We start from the raw sequence: 24135 nt of genomic DNA on the forward strand, positions 1-24135 counted from the left end.
CGCCAGGCGCGGGTCGGGGATGACTTGCAGGTGCTGCAGCAGGGTCACAGGGGCTGGTTGGGTGATCAAACGCTGCAGTTTCGCCGCAAATAGCGGCCCTATTTAGATGCGATTGCCCTGCCTCAAACGGGTGTGAAATCGAGCGTGTAGTTTTGCGGCCCGCGTTGCGCGATCTTGAGCGCACCCACCCGATTGCCCAGTTCGGCGCAGCGCACCAGCGGCCAGCCCTTTTCCAGCCCGAACAGCAGCGCGCCGCGCCATGCATCACCGCATCCTGTGGGGTCTACCACGGCGACAGGCACGACGGGGGGCACGTGGGTCTTGTCACCCTCCACCCACACCTCGCACCCTTCAGCGCCCAGCGTCACCACCAAGCCACGCACCTTGCGCGAAATATCCGCCAGGGACCAACCCGTGCGATCACACAGCATCTTGCCTTCGTAGTCGTTGACGGTGACCCACGAGGCCTGCTCGACAAAGGCCGACAACTCGGCACCATTGAACATGGGCAGCCCCTGACCAGGATCGAACACGAAAGGGATGCCTGCGGCCACAAACTGTGCTGCGTGCTGGACCATGGCATCGCGCCCATCAGGCGCAATGATGCCCACGGTCACCGTCGCATCGGGCTCGATCCGGTTGGCGTGGGCCTGCATCATTGCCCCGGGGTGAAACGCCGTGATCTGGTTGTTGTCACGGTCCGTCATGATCATGGCCTGCGCGGTGTAGGTGTCCTGCACCTGCCCCACGTGCCGCTGGCTGATGCCCAGATCGCCCAGGCGCTGAAGATAGTCCGCGCCATCGCTGCCCAGCATGGCCATGGGCAGCGGCTCGCCCCCCAGCAGCTTCAGGCTGTAGGCAATGTTGCCGGCGCAACCGCCAAAGTCGCGGCGCAGTGAAGGCACCAGGAACGACACATTCAGGATGTGCAGCTGGTCGGGCAGTATCTGCTCGGCAAACCGCCCCTCAAAAGTCATGATGGTGTCGAACGCCAGAGAACCGCAAATGATGGCAGCCATATCAAAGAAGTGGGTTGGTCAAAAAATTTCAGGGATAGAACGCGAGCAGCCGATAGCCTGCGACACGCGCGCCGCCGGTGGTGACGATCACGGCCACCGACGCGCTCCACTCGCCACGTGCGGGCAACTCGGCGGGTGCCGCCATATCGGTCGGCAGCAGCACACGGCGAAGAACGGGCTGGTCTTGCGCATCCGTCAGCGTCAGCTCCACCGCAGGCATCGCCAGCGGTATGGTCGCCTGGCTCTTCATGGTGAGCGCCAATTGGTAGCTGTCTCCCCGCGCCTTGTTGAAGGACGAGCTGTCGATCACCACGTCGGCAATCTGGCGCTGCGGGGCGATTTCGCACTGCAGCGGGGCACACAGCTTGATGAGCCAGGGGCGCGCGCGGGCGTCCATGGCCACAATGCGGTCACGCTCCTGCACAGCCACCTGAAGCGCCAACGCCACCAGCGCTGTCAGCGCGAACATGGCCAGAACAACGCGCACCCCGGGCTGGCGCCAGAACGCTTTGCGACGGGCAGCACGCACGAAACTAACTTCGTCATGCTCCGGGTCTCGGTCCTCGTCGGCATCGAGCGCGGTGGACGAATTGCGCGTGTCGGCTCGCAGCACGGCGGCAGCGGAATCATCCTCCACCAACGCCAGCGATTCGGCGGCTTGCAGGGGCTGGGCGGGCACAAAATCGACTGGTGGCAAATCCATCCCCGCCTGATCAGCAGCGGGCGGTGGCGTCCCGCTTTGGGGTGCGGCATCCGCAGCCCATTTCACACTGCCGCTAGACGCACTGAGAACACCAGGAGCACCAGGCGCTCCCGGCGCACCCATCGCCGGGGCCACAGAGGCGTCCAGCGAAGGAAAGGAAGCATCGCCCGCTTCAGGCACAGACCTCCCAGCGGGGTCGGTGGCCTGCACTAGGTGAGCCGGCCATTCAGAATCCCGCAGTTCGGCAAACGGCAGCTCGTATCCGCCAGGAACTGGAGGCTCCAACGCATCCAGCGGTGCAGGCACTGTGTCCGCAAACCCCGGTGGAGGCACATCGTGCGCCGCAGGCACAGACACCGATGCCGCAGGAATTGGGGTGGGCGCCGCCGGGGTAGAGAAAGCGGGCGCGGCCCTGTACGACGAAGCAGCGTCGCGCGCCAACTTGTCCAGATCAGACGCAGACGGAGGTGGCGGGGATGGGCGCCAGGCAAACGGGGTCACCGGCTCCAGGCTCAGTTCGCCCCCCGATGCGCCCCGCGCACCAGCGGTGAGAAACGCCGGAACCGCTGGCGTGGGCACGTCCATGACTGGCGGTGATGACGCCTCGGGCAATGGGGCAACCCATGGAGCGGGTGGTACAAAAGGCTCAGGTGCAGGGGACGGCGCTGCGGTCGGGGATGCAGGGTTCAGATCAGCCCCTGAATGCCTGGGCGCTGTCGATTGCACACTACGAAGCGCCGCGCCCAGCCCCGAGGCAACGGCCGGTGGGGCCGCGGGAGCCGCAAAAGAGGCTGCAGGCGCTGCAACCAACGGTGGGACGGGTGGCGGTGGCGGTGGCACACCCCAAGCACGGTCCGCACCTGTCGCCCGCGCTACGGGAGCGGGGGGCGGCCGGATATCGGTGAGCGACACATCGGGCAACAACGACGGGGGCGCAGACGGCAACAAATGCGCCGACGCATCAAACACCTCTTTGCATTGGCCGCAGCGCACCCATCCTTCCGATATGCGCAATTGGTCAGCCACCACCTTGAAAGACGTGGCACAGGACGGGCAGCGAGTGATCTGGCTCATCAGCGGTGGATTGTAGGGGCCCGGGCATTGCTGCCGATGGCGGCAGAAACCCGCAGCCTCAGCGCTTGGCGGTCATCAAAATCCAGCCATCCTCGGCATCCGACACCTGGAGCTGCAGCCAGGGCGCATATGCCTCCTTCAGCTCATCGGCCTGGCGCTCCAGAATACCTGCCAAAACCAGATGGCCGCCCGCCGCAACATGGGCACAAAGCAGGGGTGCCAACACCCGCAGCGGCGTGGCCAGAATGTTGGCAAGCACCGTCTGGTATTCGCCGTTGGCCTTGTCGGGCAGGCCTGCATTCAACTGCACGTCGTTGGCCTGCGCATTCTGCGCGGTGGACTCCACCGCCGCTGGGTCGATATCGACCGCATCAATGTCGGTGGCGCCAAATTTGGCAGCACCAATGGCCAGAATGCCCGAGCCACAGCCATAGTCCAAAACGCGCCCGAGCGGATTGCCCTGGGCAGCACCGGTGGCGCCGTGGCCCGCAATCCAGCGCAGACACATGCGCGTGGTGGGGTGCGTGCCGGTGCCAAAGGCCAGCCCAGGGTCGAGCCGGATACTGCGCACCGCCTGTGCAGGCAACTCGTGCCAGGTGGGCACGATCCAGAAGTCGGGCGTGATGTCCACCGGCGCAAACTGTGACTGTGTGAGCCGCACCCAGTCCTGGTCCGGCACCGCAGCCACACCCAGCACCTGGCACCCCGCAAAAAAATCCTGCACCACCAGCAACTGCTGCGCCTCGCGTGCCGCCACCTCGGACGGGAACAACGCCACCACGCGGCTGCGCTGCCAGCCATCCTTGGGAGGCGGCATACCGGGTTCACCAAAAAGGGCTTGCTCGGCGTCGGTCTGGGCATCGGCATCTTCGACCGACACACTGAGCGCATCCAGCGCATCCAGCGCATCGCTGACCGCTTCGATACGGTCTTCCGGACACATCAGACTCAACTCAAACATAGGCGCCTCTCAAAAAAAATGAAATGCTGGCACCCGTTGCCAGGAGCCAGCATGTGAACGACCTGCGCAGTGCCAACTCAGCGCTTGTGCTGCGACAACCACTCTTCCAGGTAATGGATGTTGGTGCCGCCCGCCGTGAACTTGGCATCCACCATCAACTCGCGGTGCAGCGGTATGTTGGTGTGGATGCCTTCGATCACCGTCTCGGACAGCGCCGTGCGCATGCGGGCCAGGGCCTGCTCGCGCGTGTCGCCGTGCACGATGATCTTGCCGATCATCGAGTCGTAGTTGGGGGGCACGAAGTAGTTGGTGTACGCATGCGAATCCACGCGCACGCCGGGCCCGCCCGGCGCATGCCAGGTGGTGATGCGGCCGGGAGACGGGGTGAACTTGTAAGCGTCTTCCGCATTGATACGGCACTCGATCGCGTGGCCACGGATTTCGATCTGGCGCTGGGTGAAGGGCAGCTTCTCGCCCGCCGCCACCATGATCTGCGTACGCACTATGTCCACACCCGTGATCCATTCGGTCACCGGGTGCTCCACCTGCACACGGGTGTTCATTTCAATGAAATAGAACTCGCCGTTTTCGTACAGAAACTCGAACGTACCCGCGCCACGGTAGCCGATCTTCTTGCAGGCGGCCACGCAACGTTCGCCAATCTTCTCGATCAACTTGCGGGGGATGCCCGGTGCTGGCGCCTCTTCAATCACCTTCTGGTGGCGTCGCTGCATGGAGCAGTCGCGCTCGCCCAGGTACACAGCGTTGCGGTGCTTGTCGGCCAGCACCTGGATTTCAATATGGCGCGGGTTCTGCAGGAACTTTTCCATATAGACCGCAGGATTGCCAAATGCAGCGCCTGCCTCGGCCTTGGTCATCTGCACGGCATTGACAAGCGCCGCCTCGGTATGCACCACACGCATACCCCGGCCACCGCCGCCGCCAGCCGCCTTGATGATGACGGGGTAGCCTACGGCCTTGGCGATGCGGCGGATCTGGACCGGGTCGTCGGGCAGTTCGCCCTCAGAGCCTGGCACGCAGGGCACACCCGCCTTGATCATGGCCTGCTTGGCCGACACCTTGTCACCCATGGTGCGAATGTTGTCGGGCGTGGGGCCGATGAACTGGAAGCCGCTCTTTTCCACCCGTTCGGCGAAATCGGCGTTTTCAGACAGAAAGCCGTAGCCGGGGTGAATAGCTTCAGCATCGGTCACCTCCGCCGCCGAAATGATGGCCGGCATGTTGAGGTAAGAGAGAGGCGACGGCGCGGGACCGATGCACACGGCCTCTTCGGCCAGCTTCACATACTTGGCGTCGCGGTCGGCTTCGGAGTAGACCATCACGGCCTTCACGCCCAGCTCGTGACACGCGCGCTGAATGCGAAGGGCGATCTCTCCGCGATTCGCAACAAGGATCTTCTTGAACATGAGCGCCTTATTCGATGACGAACAGCGGTTGTCCGTATTCGACTGCCTGGCCGTTTTCGCCCAGGATGCGGGTGACCGTTCCCGACTTGTCGGCTTCGATCTCGTTCAATATCTTCATGGCTTCGATGATGCAGATGGTCTCGCCTTCCTTGACCTGGCTGCCGATCTCGACAAACGCCTTGGCGCCCGGGCTGGATGAGCGGTAGAAAGTGCCGACCATGGGCGACTTGACGATGTGGCCTGCAGGCGCAGCGGCTGGCGGGGCGGGCAGCTCCGCCACAGGGGCAGCGGCAGGAGCCGGAGCGCCCGGAGCCTGCATGGGCGCCTGGACATATTGCTGAACCACGTTGCCGCCGCTCTTGACGATGCGGACCTTGCCTTCGGCCTCGGTGATTTCGAGTTCGGAGACGTTCGACTCGGATACGAGGTCGATCAGGGTTTTGAGTTTTCGCAGATCCATGGAAGCTCCAACGGCTATAAAACTGAATAGGGCGCGAATTTACTCTAATTTCACCCTAACGCAGCCATCCCCGGGTAATTTTCATTAACTTCAACATGACCTGTAGGGATACGGCGCGGATCACAAGCGGGCGACTTCCCGTGTTCGGCCTCTATTTGCCGTCAAAACGGTCAGCGCAGCGCCGACCAAAGCTTCAGGTCGTCGGGGGTCACCTGGCCCATTTTACGATGCAGCACCCGCCCTTCCCCTCCCAGCACCACCGTGAACGGCAGGCCACCGGTCAGGTTGCCCAGGGATCGGCCCAGCTCCGTGCCCCCCAAACCCGCCAGCCCCACGGGAAAGTCCAGTGGAATGCGCGCCAGAAACTTGCGCACAGCCGAAGGTTGGTCAATGGCCAATCCCAGCACTTGCCAGCCTTTGGCAGCATGTTCGCGGTAAAAGGCATTGAGCATGGGCAGCTCCTCCACACAGGGCGGGCACCAGGTCGCCCAGAAGTTCAGCAGCACCGGCTTGCCCGCGAACGACTTCAAGGCAAGTGTTCCACCGTCCGGCGTGTCGAACTCCATGCCCCACAGCGCCTGCTCGGCACCGGGTTCCATGGCATGGGGTTGAAACTTCCACCACGCCAGCCCCGCGCCGCCCAGGGCAGCGGCGCCCGCCACACCGGCATACAAAAAACGTCGACGGGCGGGCTGCAGGGCAGCAGCGCCTGGGTCGGCTTGGCCCGATTGACCGGCGGGAGCAGCGTCAGCCGCAGGAGATTGAGAATGTTCAGCAGGATTCGTCATGGCTCAGGGGTGTCTTGGAGCAGGCGGCGCACGGCGGTCAGATCACCGCGCGGGGTGCGGCCTTTGGAATCAGGCCGCAGGGCGCCTCGCAGGTCATCGAGGTCGTAAATCATGAGGTGCACGCCGATCATCTCACCCAGTTCAGGCGACTTGCTGCTGATGCTCAGCGCCTCGACCGAGTGGCCGTGAAAACCGGACACGGTGCGGGGTTCGTAATCGACATGGTGGTCGATAAGGGCTATTTCTGCCGATTTGGAATCATCACAAAACAACTGCAGATAAACATCTGAAAGCCGTGTGGCCGTGCCGTGCCACACGGCACCTGCCAAATGGGGCCGAAACGCGGCCATGCGCACCATCCACACCAGCGCCAGCTGCCGCAGGGCGCGCAGCTCGCGGGGCTGCGTGTCGGCGCAAAATATCTGGATGTACTCTCGCACCGCCTCTTCGACGCGATCGTTGTCGGGCAGCGGTGTGCGGGGCGGCAGGCCCATCTCGCGCAACGCACGGCGTTTGGCCGGACCCCATTCAAGCCCTTCTTCCACCACCAGCCGGGCCGTGGTGTGGGCGATTTCGTCGCTCAAAGGTGTGTGCATGGTGGTAGACGCGAAGACAGGAGGCTGCATTGTGGCTTGGTCACGCGGCAGGGACCATGGCTTCACCCCATACCCCCTGAGGGTGCTAAAGCAAGTGTTCGCCCTACACTACGCTTTTAATAGCTGTTAGCGCTTATCCAATAAGCGCTGGAGGCATATTTGATATCAAATTGAGCGCCCTGCGGGCAGGCTTAGAATCTGCGCCCATGCATATACACATACTGGGCATCTGCGGCACGTTCATGGGCGGCCTTGCCGCGCTGGCGGGCGAGGCAGGCCACAAGGTGACGGGCTGCGACGCTGGCGTTTACCCGCCCATGAGTGACCAGCTCAGGGCCTTGGGCATCGACCTGATCGAAGGTTTTGGCGCCGACCAGCTGGCCCTGCAGCCCGACATGTTCGTGGTCGGCAACGTGGTAAGCCGCGCAAGGTTGCCCGACGGGAGCCCCAAGTTTCCGCTGATGGAGGCGATCCTGGACGCTGGGGCACCCTACACCAGCGGGCCGCAGTGGCTGGCCGAGCACGTGCTGCAAGGCCGCCATGTGCTGGCGGTGGCGGGCACCCATGGCAAGACCACCACCACGTCGATGCTGGCGTGGATTCTGGAAAGCGCCGGTCAGCAGCCCGGGTTTCTGATCGGCGGGGTGCCGCTGAACTTTGGCGTATCGGCCCGGCTGGGCGCACCGCAGAGGCCCGTTCCATCGACCGCTCCGCTCGGTGCAGCGCCCTTATTCGTGATCGAGGCGGATGAATACGACACCGCCTTCTTCGACAAACGCAGCAAGTTTGTTCACTACCGGCCCCGCACAGCCGTGCTCAACAACCTGGAGTTTGACCACGCCGACATCTTTGACGACCTGGCGGCGATCGAGCGGCAGTTTCATCACTTGGTGCGCACCGTGCCGCCCTCGGGCTGCGTGGTGGCCAACGGGCTGGAGGAAAGCCTGGCGCGCGTGTTGCACACCGGCTGCTGGAGCCAGGTGACCCACTTCGGCGCCACGGTGAGCGACTTTACCGCGCAGGGCGAGCCCCACGCCTTTGATGTGCTGCACCAAGGCCGCACCGTAGCCCGCGTGGAATGGGCACTGACCGGCGTGCACAACCAACTCAACGCGCTGGCCGCCATTGCCGCTGCGCACCATGTGGGTGTAACCCCTCAGCAGGCAGCAGCCGCACTGGCAACGTTTCAGAACGTGAAGCGCCGCATGGAGCTGCGCGGCACCGTGGGCGGCATTGCGGTGTACGACGATTTCGCCCACCACCCCACGGCCCTGCGCACTACGCTCGATGGCCTGCGCCGCAGCCTGGGCACCAGCGCGCGCATCCTCGCCGTGTTTGAACCGCGCAGCAACACCATGAAACTGGGCGCCATGAAGAGCCAGTTGCCCTGGGCGCTGGAGCCCGCAGACCTGGCGTTCTGCCACACGGCCGGGCTGGATTGGGACGCAGCGCAAGCCTTGGCACCCATGGGCGTGGGCCCGGGCCAGCGCGCGCAAACCGCGCCCGACATCGACACCCTGGTGGCCCAGGTCATCCAGGCAGCGCGCACTGGGGATCACATCGTGTGCATGAGCAACGGCGGGTTTGGTGGCATCCACGCCAAACTGCTGCAAGCACTGCAAAAATAATAGCTACTAGCGCTTTACAGATAAGCGCTAGAGGCTGATTTGGCCTATATTTTCAGTAGGTGACGGCCATGCCGGGTACGTCCACACGCACCACAGGCTTGGCCAGTGCCGCGCTGGCGGCACGTGCAAAGTCACGCGACCACGCCGGGTCGGCCATCAGCGATGCCCCTGCGGCGCGTGCCACGGTCAGCACCTTGTCGGCCAGCAGCACCTTGCCGCTGGCGCGCAACGGCTCGCAGTCCAGGCTGATGAACTGATCGTCCAGCCAGCGCCGCCCCTCCTCATGCCCCATGGGCTCAGCGCCCGCGAGGTCAAACCGAAACTCCTGGTGTCCGGCCAGCCGGACCGATACTTCGCTGTGCATGGAAATTGCCTTTCTCTTCTGAATGCCGAACCCGTGACTGCGATGGTGTGCCTGCAGCCCACGGGTCCGAGTTTAGAGCCTGCGATGGCCCCAACGCTCAGCGCGCGCGGCGCGCGTTCACTGCATCAGACAGCTCAGCCAGCGACTGCAGCGAATCATCCCAGCCCAGGCAGGCATCGGTGATGCTAAGGCCGTAGGTCAGCGACGCAGCGTCGTCCTTGCCCGGCGTGAACTTCTGGGCACCAGCCGTGAGATGGCTTTCGATCATCAGCCCGAAGACGCTGCGCGAGCCGCCGGCGACCTGCCCGGCCACATCGCGCGCCACGTCCATCTGCTTTTGGTGCTGCTTGCTGCTGTTGGCGTGGCTGCAGTCGACCATCAGCGTGGCAGGCAGCTTGGCGGCTTCGAGGTCCTTGCAAGCGGCGGCCACACTGGCTGCGTCATAGTTGGGCGTCTTGCCGCCACGCAGGATCACGTGGCAGTCCTTGTTGCCGTTGGTGTTGACGATGGCGACCTGCCCGTTTTTGTGCACCGACAGGAAGTGGTGGCCCCGGCTGGCAGACTGGATGGCGTCGGTGGCGATGCGGATGTTGCCGTCCGTACCGTTCTTGAAGCCGATGGGCGCCGACAGGCCCGAGGCCAGCTCGCGGTGCACCTGGCTTTCGGTGGTGCGTGCGCCAATGGCGCCCCAGCTGATGAGGTCGCCGATGTACTGGGGCGATATCACGTCCAGGAACTCGCTGCCAGCGGGCACGCCCAGGCGGTTGATGTCGATGAGCAACTGGCGCGCAATGCGCAGGCCTTCGTCAATGCGGTAGGTCTCATCGAGGTAGGGGTCGTTGATCAGGCCCTTCCAGCCCACCGTGGTGCGGGGCTTTTCGAAGTAAACGCGCATCACGATCTCCAGCGTGTCCTTGTACTGCTCGCGGACCACCTTGAGGCGGCGGGCGTATTCGAGCGCTGCGGCGGGGTCGTGGATGGAGCAAGGGCCAATCACGACCAGCAGACGGTCATCGGAGCCCGCCATGATGTTGTGGATGTTCTTGCGGGTCTGGGTGATCAGCGTCTCGACCGGCGTACCGCCAATCGGGAAAAAGCGGATCAGATGCTCGGGAGGTGGCAACACGGTGATGTCCTTGATACGTTCGTCGTCGGTCTGGCTGGTTTTCTCGACGCTGCGGTACCAGGCATCGCTGGTGGGGTTGGAAAGGGCCGTCATGGTTGCTACCTCGTGGAGTAAGTTGATTGAAGTGAGATGAAAAACGGGAGGGCAGAAAAACAAAAACCGCCGGGCTTTGCAGCGTCGGCGGTTGGTATGGGGAGGTTGCGTTTACTTGCGCGTTTTCCTCTCATCCGCCAGGGACTGAGATAAAAAACCAAAAATAAAACGCGCTGCGAACTTGCATGGCGGCCAATGTAGCACAGGAGTGCGGCGGTGCAGCAAGCTCCCGCTGTTGCGATTGCGCGACAAAAGAAGGCGCAAAGCGTGCGGCAAACACGCGAGATCAGCGCCCCCAGCTGCGAAACCAGGCTCGCATTCTTTGCAGCGCCGACAGCCTGCGCGCAGGGGCTGCCTCCTGCAGATCGCTTTGTGGATCGCTCTGGTGTTCATACATATCGATGAGCAAAAGCGCCTCGCCGAGCGTGCGCCAGGCCAGCAGTTCAAACTGGTCAAAGCTTGCGCTTTCCTTGGGGCTGCGGCGTTCCAGCATCTGCTGCCAATCGGCAATGGCGTTGCGCAGTTCACGCAGCGCACGCTGGTAGGCGCCAAACTCATACAGGGCATGCCACGCGGAGCCCAGGCCCGTCAAAAACAATTGATGTTCACGCGCGCAATGCGACAAGGTGGTCACACGACGGGCAATGGCTGCAGTGTCGGTGCTGGTGCGCCGTATGCGAACGGCCTCATCGATCTGCATGGACAGCGCGCCCAGGCTGTCACGCAGCTGGCGGGAGTCCTCGTCCGCCACGCCTTCGCGCAGAAACCGGCTGATGTCGCCAAACGACTGGAGGGTCAGCAGCTGACTGGGGCGCGTGGCAGGCATGGTGCTGCTGATTGTGCGCCGCCTCCCGCGCAGTGCAAGCGTTGAAAAGGGGGTGAAAACGCGAATGCTGATAGCACCCCACACTTGCAGGCCGTGGGGTGCCAGGTTCAAGCCGTGCCGCCCACCGTCAACCCCTCGATACGCAGCGTGGGCTGGCCCACGCCCACAGGCACACTCTGGCCTTCCTTGCCGCAGGTGCCTACGCCGCTATCCAAGCGCATGTCGTTGCCGATCATGGTCACTTTCTTGAGCGACTCCGGCCCGCTACCGATGATGGTGGCGCCTTTCACGGGGTACTGGATCTTGCCGTTCTCCACCCAATACGCTTCGCTGGCCGAGAACACGAACTTGCCCGAGGTGATGTCCACCTGCCCGCCACCAAAGTTGCTGGCGTACAGGCCCTTCTTGATGCTGGCAATGATTTCCTGCGGGTCCTTGTCGCCACCCAGCATGTAGGTATTGGTCATGCGCGGCATGGGGATGTGGGCATAGCTCTCGCGCCGACCGTTGCCGGTGGGCGCGACGCCCATCAGGCGTGCGTTGAGCGAATCCTGGATATAGCCCTTCAGAATGCCGTCCTCAATCAGCACGTTGCGCTGGCTGGCGTGGCCTTCGTCGTCCACGTTGAGCGATCCGCGGCGGTCGGCGATGGTGCCGTCATCCAACACCGTCACGCCCTTGGCTGCCACGCGCTGGCCGATGCGGCCGCTGAAGGCACTCGACCCCTTGCGATTGAAGTCGCCTTCGAGCCCGTGGCCGATGGCCTCGTGCAGCAGGATGCCAGGCCAGCCTGAGCCCAGCACCACCGTCATCTCGCCGGCAGGCGCAGGGCGCGATTCCAGGTTGACCAGGGCGGCGTTGACGGCTTCGTCCACGTACTTGCCCATCTGCTCGTCGTCGAAGTAGGCCAGGCCAAAACGTCCACCGCCCCCGGCAGAGCCCATTTCGCGGCGGCCGTTCTGTTCGGCGATCACCGTCACCGACAAGCGCACCAGCGGGCGCACATCGGCCGCCAGGGTGCCATCGGCACGTGCCACCAGCACCACGTCGTATTCGCTGGCCAAACCCGCCATGACCTGCGCCACGCGCGGGTCCTTGGCGCGGGCGCGCTGCTCCAGCTTTTCCAGCAAGGCCACCTTGGCGGTGCTGTCGAGCGAGGCAATAGGGTCCACGCCCGGATACAGGCTGCGGCCAGCTGCTACTTTTTTAGGAGCTACTCGCGCTTTACCAGCCTGCGCTACCGACGAAATAGACCGCACAGTTCGTGCCGCATCCAGCAAGGAAGCTTCAGAGATGTCGTCCGAATATGCAAAAGCCGTCTTCTCGCCGCTCACCGCGCGCACACCGACGCCCTGGTCGATGCTGAAGGAACCGGTCTTGACGATGCCCTCTTCCAGGCTCCAGCCTTCACTGCGGGTGTACTGAAAGTACAGATCCGCATCGTCCACCTTGTGGGTGCGGATCTCGGCCAGCGCGCGGGCCAGGTGGCTCTCGTCAAGCCCAAAAGGGGTCAGCAGCAGTTCGCGAGCAACATCAATGCGCTGGCTGGTGGCCGCGCGCTGGGGCGCGGCAGTGGTGGAGCGAAAAGTCATCCGGGCATTTTAGGCGTGCAGCCCTGCCCCGCCGGACAACGGTGCGCATGCCCCTATGCCGCCCTGCCGCTGCCCGACTCTGCAGGCCGCGGTGTCAGGCTGCCGTCTGATCGTCCAGGGCGGCTTGCGGTGCGTGGGTTTGCACCGACTCGATACCCGCATCGCGAGCCTTGGCGCCCGAATACATCTGGCTTTGGCCGATGACCTGACCATTTCCTGCCTTGAGCGTGAAATAGGGCGACCCGTTCTTTGCGCTCAGGCGACCAAAACGACCATCGTCCGGGGCATTTTTGCGCACGGATTCGATGCCGTTCAACGCACTGGCCCGTGATTCGTACATTTCGCTCGTCAGGATGACCTGGCCATTGGAGGCCAGCAGATTGAAGATAAATTTATCGTTCTTCGACTTTGTCAGTGCGAATTTCGCCGCCATAGGAAATCCCTCCGGGCCAAGGCACAGTTGGCCTGCTGGTTTGTACCTTCTTGTAGCCGCGCACGCAACGCCTCGGAGCCTGGAGCGCGGCGGTCAAAGCGCCGGCCGGGGGTCTTTGGAGTCCTGCTTTTGCGCGCGCGCCACCGACATCAGGATGCCCAGCGCCAGTCCCAGGGTCACCATGGCTGTGCCCCCGTAGCTGATGAAGGGCAGCGGAACGCCCACTACAGGCAGGATGCCGCTGACCATGCCCATGTTCACAAACGCGTACGTGAAGAAGATCATGGACACCGCACCCGCCATCAAGCGGCCAAACAGGCTGTTGGCCCCGGCGGCAATAGCGAGCCCCCGCCAGATCAGCATGAGAAAACAGGCCACCAGAAAAAGGTTTCCCACCAGACCAAACTCTTCGGAGAAGGCTGCAAAGATGAAATCGGTAGTGCGTTCCGGGATGAACTCCAGGTGCGTCTGGGTGCCCGCCATGAAGCCCTTGCCCCACATGCCCCCCGACCCGATGGCGATCATGCCCTGGATGATGTGAAACCCCTTGCCCAGCGGGTCCCGCGTCGGATCGAGCAGGGTGCAGACGCGCTGCTGCTGGTATTCGTGCAACACCATCCAGCGCACGCCTTCGGCACACAGCTGATCTCCAAGCAGAACCAGGGTAAGAATGCCCACCCCACCGATCACTACCGGTGGCAGCACCAGCTTCCACGACAAGCCCGCAAAGAAGATCACCGACAGGCCCGCAGCCAGCACCAGCAGCGAGGTGCCCAGATCGGGCTGTTTCATGATCAGCCCCACCGGGATCGCCAGCAAAAGCCCGGCGGCGGCAAAGTCGAGGGGGCGCAAGGTGCCCTCGCGTTTTTGAAACCACCAGGCCAGCATCAGGGGCATGGCGATTTTCAGAATCTCGCTGGGCTGGATAACAAGCCCAACATTAAGCCAGCGCGTCGCGCCTTTTTTGGTGATGCCAAAAAACTCCACCCCCAACAGCAGCACCACACCGGCCGCATAAAGCGGCACAGCGAACATCATGATTTTCTGCGGCGGCACCTGGGCCACCATGAAAAGGATGGCGCCCGCAATGAGCATGTTGCGCCCATGGTCTGAAAAACGCGTGCCATGGTCGTAGCCCGACGAATACATGGCCACGAGCCCGGAAGCGGCCAGGACCAGCACCACCACGATGAGCGGCAGGTCAAAACCCCGAAACAAGGGGGCAAAACGCTGCGAAAGGGTGGGCTTTTCAAAAACGGCGGACATCCTGCAATTATCCGCCCCGCCGCCGCGCCCTGCGGTCAACCCGCCTGGCGGAAGGCCATCACAGCCTGGTTGCGCAGCGTGCGCAGCAGGCCCAGCGCCTTGTCATCCACCACAATGCCGCCCGCGCTGGACTGGTCGGCATAGATCAGCGCAAACGGCTGACCCTTGATCTGCAGGGGCAGTAGCAGAAATGACGGGGCGTTGAGCCCCGAGCGGTACCACTCTGGCAGCCGGGCCAGCATGCGGGGTTCGGTGGCGTCGTTGATGAGCGTGTCGGCGCCGCGCAGGCACACCGCAGCAAACAGATCGCCCTGCGCCTTGAGCGGCACCCGCATCGCGCGCACCGCCACCTCGCTGCCCTCGCCCAGGCCAAACCGGCCGGTCAGCACCTCGGTCTTGGCGTCGCGCAGGCAAAACACCATGCGCCGAAAACCCAGCGCCCGGAACATGGTCTCCAGGATCATGCGCAACACATCGTTGAGCTGAAAGCTCTCGACCATGGCGTTGGTGATGTCCTGGATGCCCGCGGCCAGCACCTCATTGACCTGGGCCACAGAGACCGCCCCTCCCGCCTGTGACGCAAGCACGGCGGGCAGCGGCTGTGTGTCGCTGGCGCGCAGCTCGTGCGGCTCCAGCGCGTCGTCCGGTGTGGGCGCGGCACCCTCGGCAGGGGGGAGCGTCAGCAGCCTTGCGGCAGGCGTTCCGGGCGCCACGCGCAGGTCCAGAGCCTCGGCCAGGGCCACCAGCTTGTGACGGGCACGCAGGGTGGCTTCGGCAATGGATTGGGCAGACAGGGCCAGCGTGCGCGCATAGCGTGTACCTATCTGACCCAGATGGGGCTCCAGCTGGGCGGGTTCACTGAACAGCAAGGTGCTGGCCACTTCGTTGGCCGCCATGGCCGCCCAGCGCAGGCGCTCCACGCCCTCCTCGGGCGCGCGCTGCATGGGCGAGCCCAGGGGCTTGCGCATGCAGCGCTGCAAGGTCTCCGGCAGGGCCCAAACCCGGGCCACCCCCACGCCCAGGTCCTCAAAACCCAGCCCCAGCACCTGCACCGACGCCGATTCCTCCCCGCCTTCCATCCGTCCCGCGGCCACCAGGCTGCGCACCTGCCGGGCCTCTTCCGGAAAATAAAACTCGCACAACATCCGCCCCAGGTTCTGGAACATGGCACCGATGAACGCTTCCTCGGCCGCCTGGCTGGTGCTGCACAGCTCGGCAGCAACCGATCCGGCCATCATGGCGCGCAGAAACTCCTCGCGCATCTGGCTGGCATGGGCCTTGTCCTGCATGTGGTCCAGCAGCACCAGGCTGAGCGCCATGTTGCGCACCGCATTGAAGCCCACCAGGCTGACCGCCCGCGACACCGTGCTGATGGTGCCCCGGCTGGCATGCGCATAGTGCACGCTGTTGACCAGGCGCAGCAGCTTGTTGGTGAGCGCCACGTCCTTCAAGATTTCGTGCGTCAGGTCGCTGATGCTGTCGTCTTCTGAATTGGCCACCCGCTGGATGCGCGCCACCGAGTCCGACAGCGCCGGAAAGTCGCTTTTGTGCCGCATGCGCCGCAGCAAAAAGTCCAGCGTGGCGTTGCTGGCGGCCGACGGCGCGCTGGCGGGCGCCGCCCAGGCCCGCAGCGCGTCCCTGAAATCCGCGGCCGATGTATACCGCTGGCCCGGGTCGCGCGCCATGGCCCGCTGAAGGATGGCCCTGAGGCCATCGTCCACGCCCTGCCCCAGGTCCTTGGGCAGCACCAGGTCTTCGTTGGCAAGCTGGTACAGCGCCTGCCAGGTGTCCTTGTGGTGAATGAGGGGCTGGCCGGTGAGCATCTCGATCAGCACCAGCGCCGCCGAGTACACGTCCATCGACGGCGCAGGGGCCGCGCCGGCCGCCGCCTCGGGTGCCAGGTAAGCAGGGGTGCCGCTGGCCAGCTGTGCATCGGCCTGCGCCTGCACCGGGGCTGCCATGCCAAAGTCCATCACCCGTGCGTGGCGCTGGGTGTCGATCATGATGTTCGACGGCTTGAGGTCGCGGTGCACGATGCCCGCCTGGTGTGCGGCCTGCAGGCCATCGAGCACATCCACCATCAGCGCCACCGCATCGTGCGGCGTGCAGCGCCCCTGCTGGGCCAGGTGCTCGGCCAGCGTCTTGCCCGGCACATATTCAAAAACGATGTACGGCTGGCGTCCCTGCACGTCGGCCTCGAACACCGGCACGATGAACGGGTGGGCCAGACGCCCCACGTGGCGCGCTTCGCGCAGCCATTGCTCCAGCACCGAAGGGTCCTGGTCCTGCACGGGGCGCATGAGCTTGATGGCCACGTCGCGCTGCAGGCGTGGGTCCAGCGCCAGCCACACCGTGGCCTGGGCGCCGCGGCCCAGCAGCTTCTTGAGCTCAAACCGGCCGAGCGATGTGGGTGGCTTCTCGCCCGCCCCCAAGGCCCAGCGTTTGGCGGTGGAAAGCGGGGCAAAATCGGTCATGGTGCGGGCGGCAAAACAAGGCACCACACGGCGTGACGCCCTTGTGGCCCCATCTTATGCCCTGCGCTGTGCCGGGTAGAGCAGTGATTCCCCTGCCCGCCAGTTCATAGACCAGTGACCCCATTGGCGCTGTTGCTCTTTTGTCCACGTCCGCATGACCACCACCCACCTCCTGTATCTGCACGGTTTTCGCTCCTCACCGCAGTCAGCCAAGGCCCGGCAAATGGCAGCGTACGTGGCGCAGCACCACCCGGGCGTGAACTTCTGGTGTCCGCAGCTGCCACCGTCGCCGCGCGCGGCCGTGGCACTGGTGGCCCAGGGCATCGCCCACTGGCCCCGCCATGCGATGGCGGTGATGGGCTCGTCCCTCGGCGGGTTTTATGCCAGCTGGGTGGCGCAGCATGCGGGCTGCCCCAGCGTGATGCTGAACCCGGCCGTGCACCCGGTGCGCGACCTCGCGCGGTACATCGGCGAGCAGACCACCTGGCAAAACCCGTCGGAGCGGTTTTTCTTTCTGCCGGAATACATTGGCGAGCTGCAGGCGCTGGGCGCCCACGCCCTGCTCCCCGCTGCGCCGGAGCTGGTGATCATTGCAAAGGGCGACGAAGTGCTGGACTGGCAGGAAATGGCCGGGCGCTACCCGCTGGCGCGACAGGTGGTGCAAGAGGGAGGCGACCACGCGCTCAGCAACTTCAGCGACTACCTGCCGACGGTTGCGGAGTTTCTAGACCTCGCCTGAGCGGCGGCTGCCAACGGCAAACCCCAGCCGCTGCAACCACCATAAATTTGAGTGTTTTTGGCCTCTATCGCTTATCCATCAGGCGCTGATAGCTACCAAAAAAATAGCACCCAAAGTACCCACCCTGTCAGCGGGCCTCGGCCGATGCCTTGCCGCCTGCGGGGCCCATCCACCGCGCGTAGTCCTTGGGGTAGGCGATGCGGTAGCGCTTCATATGAACGGCGGCTTCGTCGTCCTTGCCCAGCATGACCGCGCTTTCGATGACGACCTGGATCACGCGGGGCTCGGGCGAATAGTGCAGCAGGTCCTTGCCCAGCGCATTCAAGTACGCCGCGTTCTCGCGGGTCAGCGACGTGGTGGTCAGCCGTGCAAAGTTCAGCTGGTCCGTGAACAACACCGACCGCGTCACCTTGGACTGCGCATCATCCCGGTAGGCCGCCGAGCGGTCGGCGTTGGCCTTGTACAGCTGGCTCACTCGAAAGTAGTCCCACGCGGCCAGGCCGCAAATGCACCAGACCAGCACCGCGCCCCCGCCCAGCACCACGGCGGCGGTGCGCCGGGGCCACTGGGGCCACACCAGCAGCACCAGTGCAAACAGCGCCACGATCTGGAACGGCCCGTACCACAGCGGGTACTCCAGCATGCTGTGCAGCCCGATGAGGGCCAGCACGCCCCAGGCCAGCTGGCGCTCCGGCCGCGCCTCATGCCACGGCCGCGACAGCAGCACCCACAGCACGAAGGCCCCGCACAGCAAGCCCGCTGCGGGCAGCCCCAGCTCTACCGCCAGATGCAGCGGCAGGTTGTGCGCGTTGTCCAGCAGCACACAAAAGCGGTCCCCGGGGAACAGGGTGACGTAATGCGCATAGTCCAGCTCGCCCCAGCCCCAGCCCAGCCAGGGCTTTTGTGCGATCAGCGTGAGCATGTTGGACCACAGCGCCAGCCGGCTGGTGCAGGCCGGGGAACCATCGGTGAACCGGTGAAAAAGCGCATCGGTGCGAACGCCCTGCAACCGCCACAGCAGCTCGGGCAGCACCCAGGCCGCCACAAAAAACACCGCTACCCCCACCAGCGCCAGCCGCAGCGCAGGCCCCGCGCCAGTGCGCCGCCACACCACCAGCAGCCCCACAATCACCAGCCACTGCACAGCCCCCGTGCGCGACGCCGTTGCCGAGCCCGCCACGGCAACGGCCACCAGGGCTATCACCACCCCTATGGCCGCCAGCACCTTGCCCAGCAAGCCGGGCCGCCCCCGCCTAGCCACAGATCCACCCGTTGCAGTGCGCATCCACTGCTGCGCCTGTGGCTGACCGTGGAGCGTCCACCACAGCAGCGCCCAGGCGCCCAGCGCCAGCAGCGTGGCCTGCTGGTTGCGCTGGCGCAGGTTGCCCGCCGCCTGCCCGGGCTGCGACGCATGGATCCAGGGCCTTAAACCCACATCTCCCGCCCAATACTGGACAAGCCCAATGGCACTGGCCACCACGGCCGCCAGAATCAGCCCGCCCGCCAGCACGCGCGCCCATCGTTCCGCGTCGCTGGCCTGAGAGCACGTCGGAACGCCGCCCCATGCAGCCCAGGCACCCACCGCCAGCAGCACGGCACCACACACCCAGGCGGTGAGAAGCGGCCAGAAGTTGGAGATGGGCGAGTCGGTGTAGCCGAACAGAAAGGGCAGGGCGACCGCCAGAAAGCACAACGGTGCGGCAATAAGGCGGGTCACAGCTGTAAAAGAAGAAAGACAGTCATGGGAAGCCCGGGATCATAGGGTCATGCCTCAGGCGCCTTCACGGCTGAAGGGCGGCTGCGCCACCCATGGGACAATCCCCGCCATGCACGCACTGTTTGAAGAAGCCGGCAAGTTCATGGCCGGTCGTATCCTGTCGGAAGCCGACACATCCGCCCAGGTTGAGCTTGACTCGGGCAAGCGGGTCAAGGTCAAGGCCGCCAACATCCTCCTGAAGTTTGAAAAGCCCGCTCCGGCCGATCTGATCGCACAGGCCCAGGCCGTGGCTGAGACCATCGAGCTGGACCTGGCCTGGGAATTCGCGCCCGAAGACGAGTTCGGCTTTGCCGATCTGGCGCGCGACTACTTTTCGGAGAACGCCACGCTGGCCCAGCAGGCCGGCGCGCTGTTTCGCCTGTACGACGCACCGCACTATTTCCGCCGGGCAGGCAAGGGCCGGTTCAAGAAGGCATCGGCCGAGATCCTGCAGCAGGCGCTGGCCGCCATCGAGAAGAAAAAGGCCGTGCTGGCGCAGATCGACGACTGGGCATCCGCCCTGGGCCGGGGCGAATGCCCACAGCCCATCCGCGACCAGCTCTACAAAATTTTGTTCAAACCGGACAAGAACGCGCCCGAATACAAGGCCGTGGTCGAGGCCAGCCGCGCCACACACACCGCGCCCCTGGATCTGCTGCAAAAGGCCGGGGCCATCGATTCAAGCTACCAGTTCCACTGGAAGCGCTTTTTGTTCGACAACTTCCCCAAGGGCACGGGGTTTCCGGCGCTCACGGCACCGCAGCCCCCGGACGACCTGCCCCTAGCCACCGTCCAAGCCTACTCCATCGACGATTCGCAGACGACCGAAATCGACGATGCGCTGTCTGTTCAGGGCCTGGGCACGGGCACCGTGGTGCTCGGCATTCACATTGCAGCGCCCGGCCTGGCCATCGTGCCGGGCTCGCCCCTGGACCAGTTGGGCCGCAATCGCCTGTCCACCGTTTACATGCCGGGCTACAAGATCACCATGCTGCCCGACGAGGTGGTGCAGATCTACACGCTGGACGAAGGCCGCGCCAACCCGGCCGTGTCGCTGTATGTGACGGTGAACGAAGCCACGCTGGAGATCACCGGCACCGAGACCAAACTCGAACGGGTGCCTGTGGTGGCCAACCTGCGCCACGACCAGCTGGACCACATCGTGACCGAGGCGTGGCTGACTGACCCCGAAGTTCAGGTCGAAAACACCCCTCAGCGCTTGCTAGATCTGCGCGAGCAGCTATCGTTTTTGCACCGCTTGGCCAAAAGCCTCAAGGCGCAGCGCGAAGTGGTGCGTGGCAAGCCCGAGAACTTCAACCGCCCGGACTACAACTTCCGCCTCATCGGCAACGACCGCGGCGAGCCCAATGGCACCGAGCAGGTGCAGATCACCACCCGCCAGCGCGGCGCCCCGCTGGATTTGATCGTGGCGGAGGCCGCCATCGTGGCCAACAGCACCTGGGGGCTGATGCTGGCCGACCATGGTGTTCCCGGCATCTACCGCAGCCAGGCCAGCATGGCGCCCGGCGTGAAGGTGCGCATGGGCACCAAGGCGCTGCCGCACGCGGGCATCGGTGTCAAAGCGTATTCATGGGCCACATCGCCCCTGCGCCGCTACACCGACCTGGTGAACCAGTGGCAGATCATTGCCTGCGCGCGCCATGGCAAAACTGCGGCGTTGGCGGCGCCCTTCAAGCCCAAGGATGCGGACCTGTTCTCCATCATCAGCAGTTTTGACGCCGCCTACAGTGCCTACAACGGGTACCAGGGCGGCATGGAACGCTTCTGGACGCTCAAGTATGTAGAGCAAAACGGCATCACCGAGCTGAACGCCACCGTCTTCAAGGAAGGCCCCGGCGGCAGCTTCCTGGTGCGAGCGGACGACATCCCGCTCGTGTTCCCGGTGCTAGGCGCCCAAAACTTGCCACGCGGCGCTCGCCTCAAAATCAAGCTGGGCGAGGTGGACGAGATTACGCTGGACATCCATGGCACCGTCATCGAGCGTCTGGACGACCCGGCCGACGCCAGCGATGAAGGCCCGGTGGAAGATTCCGAGGCGGAAGACGACGACACCGTGGCGGGCCCGATCGCCATTGCGGTGGATGTGAACGAGGCGCCTGCAGAATCCCCTGCGGCAGCCACTACCCCTTGATGGGCCCTGATCCCCACTGATAATTGCCGGCGATGAAACTGCCCTCCTTCCTTCGCACCTTCAGCACGCTGCAGCTGGCGCTGGGCATCTCGGTGGCCGTGCATGCCGCGCTCATCACCGTGCGGTTTGTCGACCCGGTGAGCTTCAACCGCGTGTTCCAGGACACGCCGCTCGAAGTCATCCTGGTCAACGCCAAGTCCAACGAGCGCCCGGACAAGGCGCAGGCCATTGCCCAGGCCAACCTGGCGGGCGGCGGCGACGCGGACAAGGGCCGGGCCACCAGCCCGCTGCCGTACTCGGCGCTGACGGCCATTGGCGACGACTTTGAAGAAGCGCAGCGCAAGATGGATGCGATGCAAGAGCAGCAGGCGCAGCTGCTGGCCCAGCTGCGCAAACAACTGGCCACCATGCCCGAGCCCGATCCGCGCAAGCCCAGCCAGAGCGCCGACCAAGCCAACGAGCAGGAGAAGCGCCGCCAGCTCGTCAAGCTGTTGGCCGAGATCGAAAAACGCATCAACGAAGAAAACTCGCGCCCCAAGAAACGCTACATCAGCCCCGCCACGCGTGAAGAGGCGTACGCTATTTACTACGACGCCCTGCGCCGCAAGGTGGAAGACAAGGGCACGGAGAACTTCCCGGAACAGGGCGGGCGCAAGCTGTACGGCGAGCTGACCATGATCGTCACCGTCAATCACGACGGCCGCGTGCTGGAGACCGAGGTGGTGCAAAGTTCGGGCAACGCCACGCTGGACCGGCGCGCCGAAGCCATTGCACGTGCCGCAGGCCCGTTTGGCACGTTCAATGCCGACATGCGCCAGAAGGCCGATCAGATCGCGATGGTGGCGCGCTTCAAGTTCACCCGCGACCAGACGCTGGAAACCGTGGTGCGGTAGCTGCGGCGGCGTCTTTCATCGCTGCCAACGGCTCGGCAAAGCCCGCCCCGCGCAATCCCTGGCCCGGCGCCCACCCGGACCCGCCCCCTGTAGCAACCCCATGACATCCTCCCTTGATCTTTATTGCGTGATGGGCAACCCCGTGGCCCACAGCCGCTCGCCCACCATCCACGCCCGGTTTGCCGAGCTGACGGGGGAACCCATCTCCTACGAGCGCCGCCTGGTGCCCATGGACGGCTTTGCGCAGGGCGTGCGTGAGTTTGCAGCCCAGGGCGGGCGCGGCTGCAATGTGACCGTGCCTTTCAAGACCGAGGCACCGGGCCTGGCCACCGAATGCAGCGAACGCGTGCAGCTGGCGGGCGCGGCCAACACCCTCACCTTCCGCGCCGACGGCAGCATTTACGCCGACAACACCGACGGCCTGGGCCTGGTGGCCGACATCACGCGCAATGCGGGCGTGTCACTGGCGGGGCGCGACGTGCTGCTGGTGGGCGCGGGTGGTGCGGCTGCCGGCGTACTGGGCCCGCTGTTGCTGGCGGGCGCGCGGCACATTACCGTGGCCAACCGCACGCTGGCCAAGGCGCAAGCCCTGGTGCAATCGCACAGCGCACTCTCAACGCTACAAAAATCAGAGCTACTAGCGCTTACCCCAAAAGCGCTAGAGGCCAATTTTGATGTAATTATCAACGCCACAGCCAGCAGCCTGGCCGGTGCCGATGTGCCCGTGCCCGCCAGCGTGCTGCGCCCGGGTTGCCTGGCCTACGACATGATGTATGGCCCCGCCGCCCAGGGCTTTCTGGACTGGGCACGCAGCCACGGCGCCGTGCCACGTGACGGACTGGGCATGCTGGTGGAACAGGCGGCAGAGGCCTTCTTGCTGTGGCGCGGCGTGCGCCCGCCGTCGGCCCAGGTGCTCGCCGAGATGCAGCGGGCCGCGTGACCGGCAACAACACACACGGAGACACGCTGCGATGAAAGCTGTGCTGCGCTGGCTGGGACTGGTAGTGTTCGCCCTGGTGGCGCTGCAGCTGTTCTTTGTGGTCCGCATCGCGGCCATGGCGGCCATCGACCCGGAATCCACCAGCTTTCAGCGCTCGGAGGCGTGGACCCAGGTCGCCAGCACCGGCCGCGTGCGCTGGCGCCAGCAATGGGTGCCGTACACCGACATCTCCGACAACCTCAAGCGCGCCGTCATCGCAGCAGAAGACGACAGCTTCGTGACCCACGACGGCGTGGACTGGAACGCGATTGAAAAAGCCTGGGAGCGCAACGCCAAAGCCGAAGCCCAGGCCAGCAAATCACAGGCCCGCGCCCCAGACCGCCCCGTGCGTGCCCCCAAAATCCGCGGCGGCTCCACCATCACCCAGCAGCTGGCCAAAAACCTGCTGCTATCAGGCGAACGCACCCTGCTGCGCAAGGGCCAGGAATTTGTGCTGACGCTGCTGCTGGAGCAACTGCTGAGCAAACAGCGCATCCTGGAGATTTACCTCAACAGCGTGGAATGGGGCGAAGGCGTGTTCGGCGCCGAGGCGGCCGCGCAGCATTACTTTCGCAAAAGCGCCTCACGCCTGAGCGCCACGGAAGCCGCGCGGCTGGCGGTGATGCTGCCTGCACCCAAGCGGTTTGAGAAGACACCGGGGTCGGCGTATCTGGCGGGAAGGACGCGGTCGATTGCGGGGCGGATGGGGAGTACCGAACTGCCCTGACAGGGCCTGTCAGCGGTTGGAGACCGCACCGCTGGCGCCACGCCACGTCTGCCGGCCTG

The 24135-nt window shown here is 64.7% G+C and carries 21 protein-coding genes and 1 pseudogene; 6 read left to right on the plus strand and 16 right to left on the minus strand.

Annotated features, from left to right (window positions below; genetic code table 11):
• Positions 1 to 122 precede the first annotated feature (122 nt).
• From ACK4OE_RS10815 to ACK4OE_RS10850, 8 genes and pseudogenes are all read right to left on the minus strand, one after another.
• Positions 123 to 1019, minus strand: a complete 897-nt coding sequence (locus tag ACK4OE_RS10815) for a carbohydrate kinase family protein (protein WP_409884818.1) — start codon at positions 1017 to 1019, stop codon at positions 123 to 125.
• Between the two features lie 28 nt (positions 1020 to 1047).
• Positions 1048 to 2307 carry a DUF3426 domain-containing protein gene (locus ACK4OE_RS10820; RefSeq protein WP_409884863.1) on the minus strand — a complete coding sequence of 420 codons (1260 nt, stop codon included), beginning with the start codon at positions 2305 to 2307 and terminating at the stop codon, positions 1048 to 1050.
• A 423-nt stretch (positions 2308 to 2730) separates the two neighbouring features.
• Positions 2731 to 2796 (minus strand): annotated as a pseudogene (locus ACK4OE_RS10825) (MJ0042-type zinc finger domain-containing protein); the annotation flags it as partial.
• A gap of 58 nt (positions 2797 to 2854) precedes the next feature.
• Positions 2855 to 3757, minus strand: coding sequence for a 50S ribosomal protein L11 methyltransferase (gene prmA / locus ACK4OE_RS10830; protein ID WP_409884819.1), 903 nt, complete (start codon positions 3755 to 3757; stop codon positions 2855 to 2857).
• A 77-nt stretch (positions 3758 to 3834) separates the two neighbouring features.
• Complete coding sequence (gene accC / locus ACK4OE_RS10835; protein ID WP_409884820.1) at positions 3835 to 5184, minus strand: acetyl-CoA carboxylase biotin carboxylase subunit; 1350 nt, start codon at positions 5182 to 5184, stop codon at positions 3835 to 3837.
• 7 nt (positions 5185 to 5191) lie between these two features.
• Positions 5192 to 5644, minus strand: coding sequence for an acetyl-CoA carboxylase biotin carboxyl carrier protein (gene accB / locus ACK4OE_RS10840; RefSeq protein ID WP_409884821.1), 453 nt, complete (start codon positions 5642 to 5644; stop codon positions 5192 to 5194).
• Between the two features lie 170 nt (positions 5645 to 5814).
• On the minus strand, positions 5815 to 6432 hold the full coding sequence (locus ACK4OE_RS10845; protein ID WP_409884822.1) for a TlpA family protein disulfide reductase: 618 nt from the start codon (positions 6430 to 6432) through the stop codon (positions 5815 to 5817).
• Complete coding sequence (locus ACK4OE_RS10850; protein WP_409884823.1) at positions 6429 to 7028, minus strand: hypothetical protein; 600 nt, start codon at positions 7026 to 7028, stop codon at positions 6429 to 6431. The genes ACK4OE_RS10845 and ACK4OE_RS10850 overlap by 4 nt, the downstream gene beginning before the upstream one ends.
• Positions 7029 to 7234: 206 nt before the next feature.
• Here ACK4OE_RS10850 and mpl point away from each other — a divergent pair, with 206 nt between their 5' ends.
• Entirely contained in the window at positions 7235 to 8656 is a 1422-nt protein-coding gene (gene mpl, locus ACK4OE_RS10855; RefSeq protein WP_409884824.1) for a UDP-N-acetylmuramate:L-alanyl-gamma-D-glutamyl-meso-diaminopimelate ligase, read from the plus strand.
• 52 nt (positions 8657 to 8708) lie between these two features.
• Here the strand turns inward: mpl and ACK4OE_RS10860 are convergent, their stop codons facing one another.
• From ACK4OE_RS10860 to ACK4OE_RS10890, 7 genes are all read right to left on the minus strand, one after another.
• Positions 8709 to 9020 (minus strand): hypothetical protein, encoded by a 312-nt coding sequence (locus ACK4OE_RS10860; RefSeq protein WP_409884825.1) that lies wholly within the window; start codon positions 9018 to 9020, stop codon positions 8709 to 8711.
• 97 nt (positions 9021 to 9117) lie between these two features.
• Positions 9118 to 10239: a 3-deoxy-7-phosphoheptulonate synthase gene (locus ACK4OE_RS10865; protein WP_409884826.1), complete on the minus strand. Its 1122-nt coding sequence runs from the start codon at positions 10237 to 10239 to the stop codon at positions 9118 to 9120.
• A gap of 286 nt (positions 10240 to 10525) precedes the next feature.
• Positions 10526 to 11065 carry a hypothetical protein gene (locus ACK4OE_RS10870; protein ID WP_409884827.1) on the minus strand — a complete coding sequence of 180 codons (540 nt, stop codon included), beginning with the start codon at positions 11063 to 11065 and terminating at the stop codon, positions 10526 to 10528.
• Positions 11066 to 11172: 107 nt separating this feature from the next.
• Entirely contained in the window at positions 11173 to 12657 is a 1485-nt protein-coding gene (tldD, locus tag ACK4OE_RS10875; protein ID WP_409884828.1) for a metalloprotease TldD, read from the minus strand.
• Between the two features lie 94 nt (positions 12658 to 12751).
• Positions 12752 to 13090, minus strand: a complete 339-nt coding sequence (locus ACK4OE_RS10880; RefSeq protein WP_409884829.1) for a YegP family protein — start codon at positions 13088 to 13090, stop codon at positions 12752 to 12754.
• A gap of 93 nt (positions 13091 to 13183) precedes the next feature.
• The gene (rodA, locus tag ACK4OE_RS10885; protein WP_409884830.1) at positions 13184 to 14356 is read right to left on the minus strand and encodes a rod shape-determining protein RodA; all 1173 of its coding nucleotides are present in this window, start codon (positions 14354 to 14356) and stop codon (positions 13184 to 13186) included.
• A gap of 35 nt (positions 14357 to 14391) precedes the next feature.
• On the minus strand, positions 14392 to 16830 hold the full coding sequence (locus tag ACK4OE_RS10890; protein WP_409884831.1) for a protein kinase domain-containing protein: 2439 nt from the start codon (positions 16828 to 16830) through the stop codon (positions 14392 to 14394).
• Between the two features lie 154 nt (positions 16831 to 16984).
• On the opposite strand from ACK4OE_RS10890, the gene ACK4OE_RS10895 reads away from it, so the two are divergent.
• A complete protein-coding gene (locus ACK4OE_RS10895) occupies positions 16985 to 17569 on the plus strand; it encodes a YqiA/YcfP family alpha/beta fold hydrolase (protein WP_409884832.1) in 585 nt (194 codons plus the stop codon).
• Positions 17570 to 17696: 127 nt separating this feature from the next.
• Here ACK4OE_RS10895 and ACK4OE_RS10900 read toward each other — a convergent pair whose 3' ends face one another.
• Positions 17697 to 19286 (minus strand): PglL family O-oligosaccharyltransferase, encoded by a 1590-nt coding sequence (locus tag ACK4OE_RS10900; RefSeq protein ID WP_409884833.1) that lies wholly within the window; start codon positions 19284 to 19286, stop codon positions 17697 to 17699.
• Positions 19287 to 19395: 109 nt separating this feature from the next.
• Between ACK4OE_RS10900 and ACK4OE_RS10905 the strand changes: the two genes are divergently transcribed.
• The 4 genes from ACK4OE_RS10905 to mtgA all read left to right on the plus strand — a co-directional run bounded on the left by ACK4OE_RS10905 (position 19396) and on the right by mtgA (position 24076).
• On the plus strand, positions 19396 to 21477 hold the full coding sequence (locus ACK4OE_RS10905) for a ribonuclease catalytic domain-containing protein (RefSeq protein ID WP_409884834.1): 2082 nt from the start codon (positions 19396 to 19398) through the stop codon (positions 21475 to 21477).
• Positions 21478 to 21509: 32 nt separating this feature from the next.
• Positions 21510 to 22370, plus strand: coding sequence for an energy transducer TonB (locus tag ACK4OE_RS10910; protein ID WP_409884835.1), 861 nt, complete (start codon positions 21510 to 21512; stop codon positions 22368 to 22370).
• Between the two features lie 100 nt (positions 22371 to 22470).
• On the plus strand, positions 22471 to 23310 hold the full coding sequence (gene aroE / locus ACK4OE_RS10915) for a shikimate dehydrogenase (protein WP_409884836.1): 840 nt from the start codon (positions 22471 to 22473) through the stop codon (positions 23308 to 23310).
• 31 nt (positions 23311 to 23341) lie between these two features.
• Positions 23342 to 24076: a monofunctional biosynthetic peptidoglycan transglycosylase gene (gene mtgA, locus ACK4OE_RS10920; protein ID WP_409884837.1), complete on the plus strand. Its 735-nt coding sequence runs from the start codon at positions 23342 to 23344 to the stop codon at positions 24074 to 24076.
• The last annotated feature ends 59 nt before the right edge of the window (positions 24077 to 24135 follow it).

This window comes from Acidovorax sp. (assembly GCF_046314175.1).
Taxonomy (GTDB): Bacteria; Pseudomonadota; Gammaproteobacteria; order Burkholderiales; family Burkholderiaceae_C; genus Acidovorax.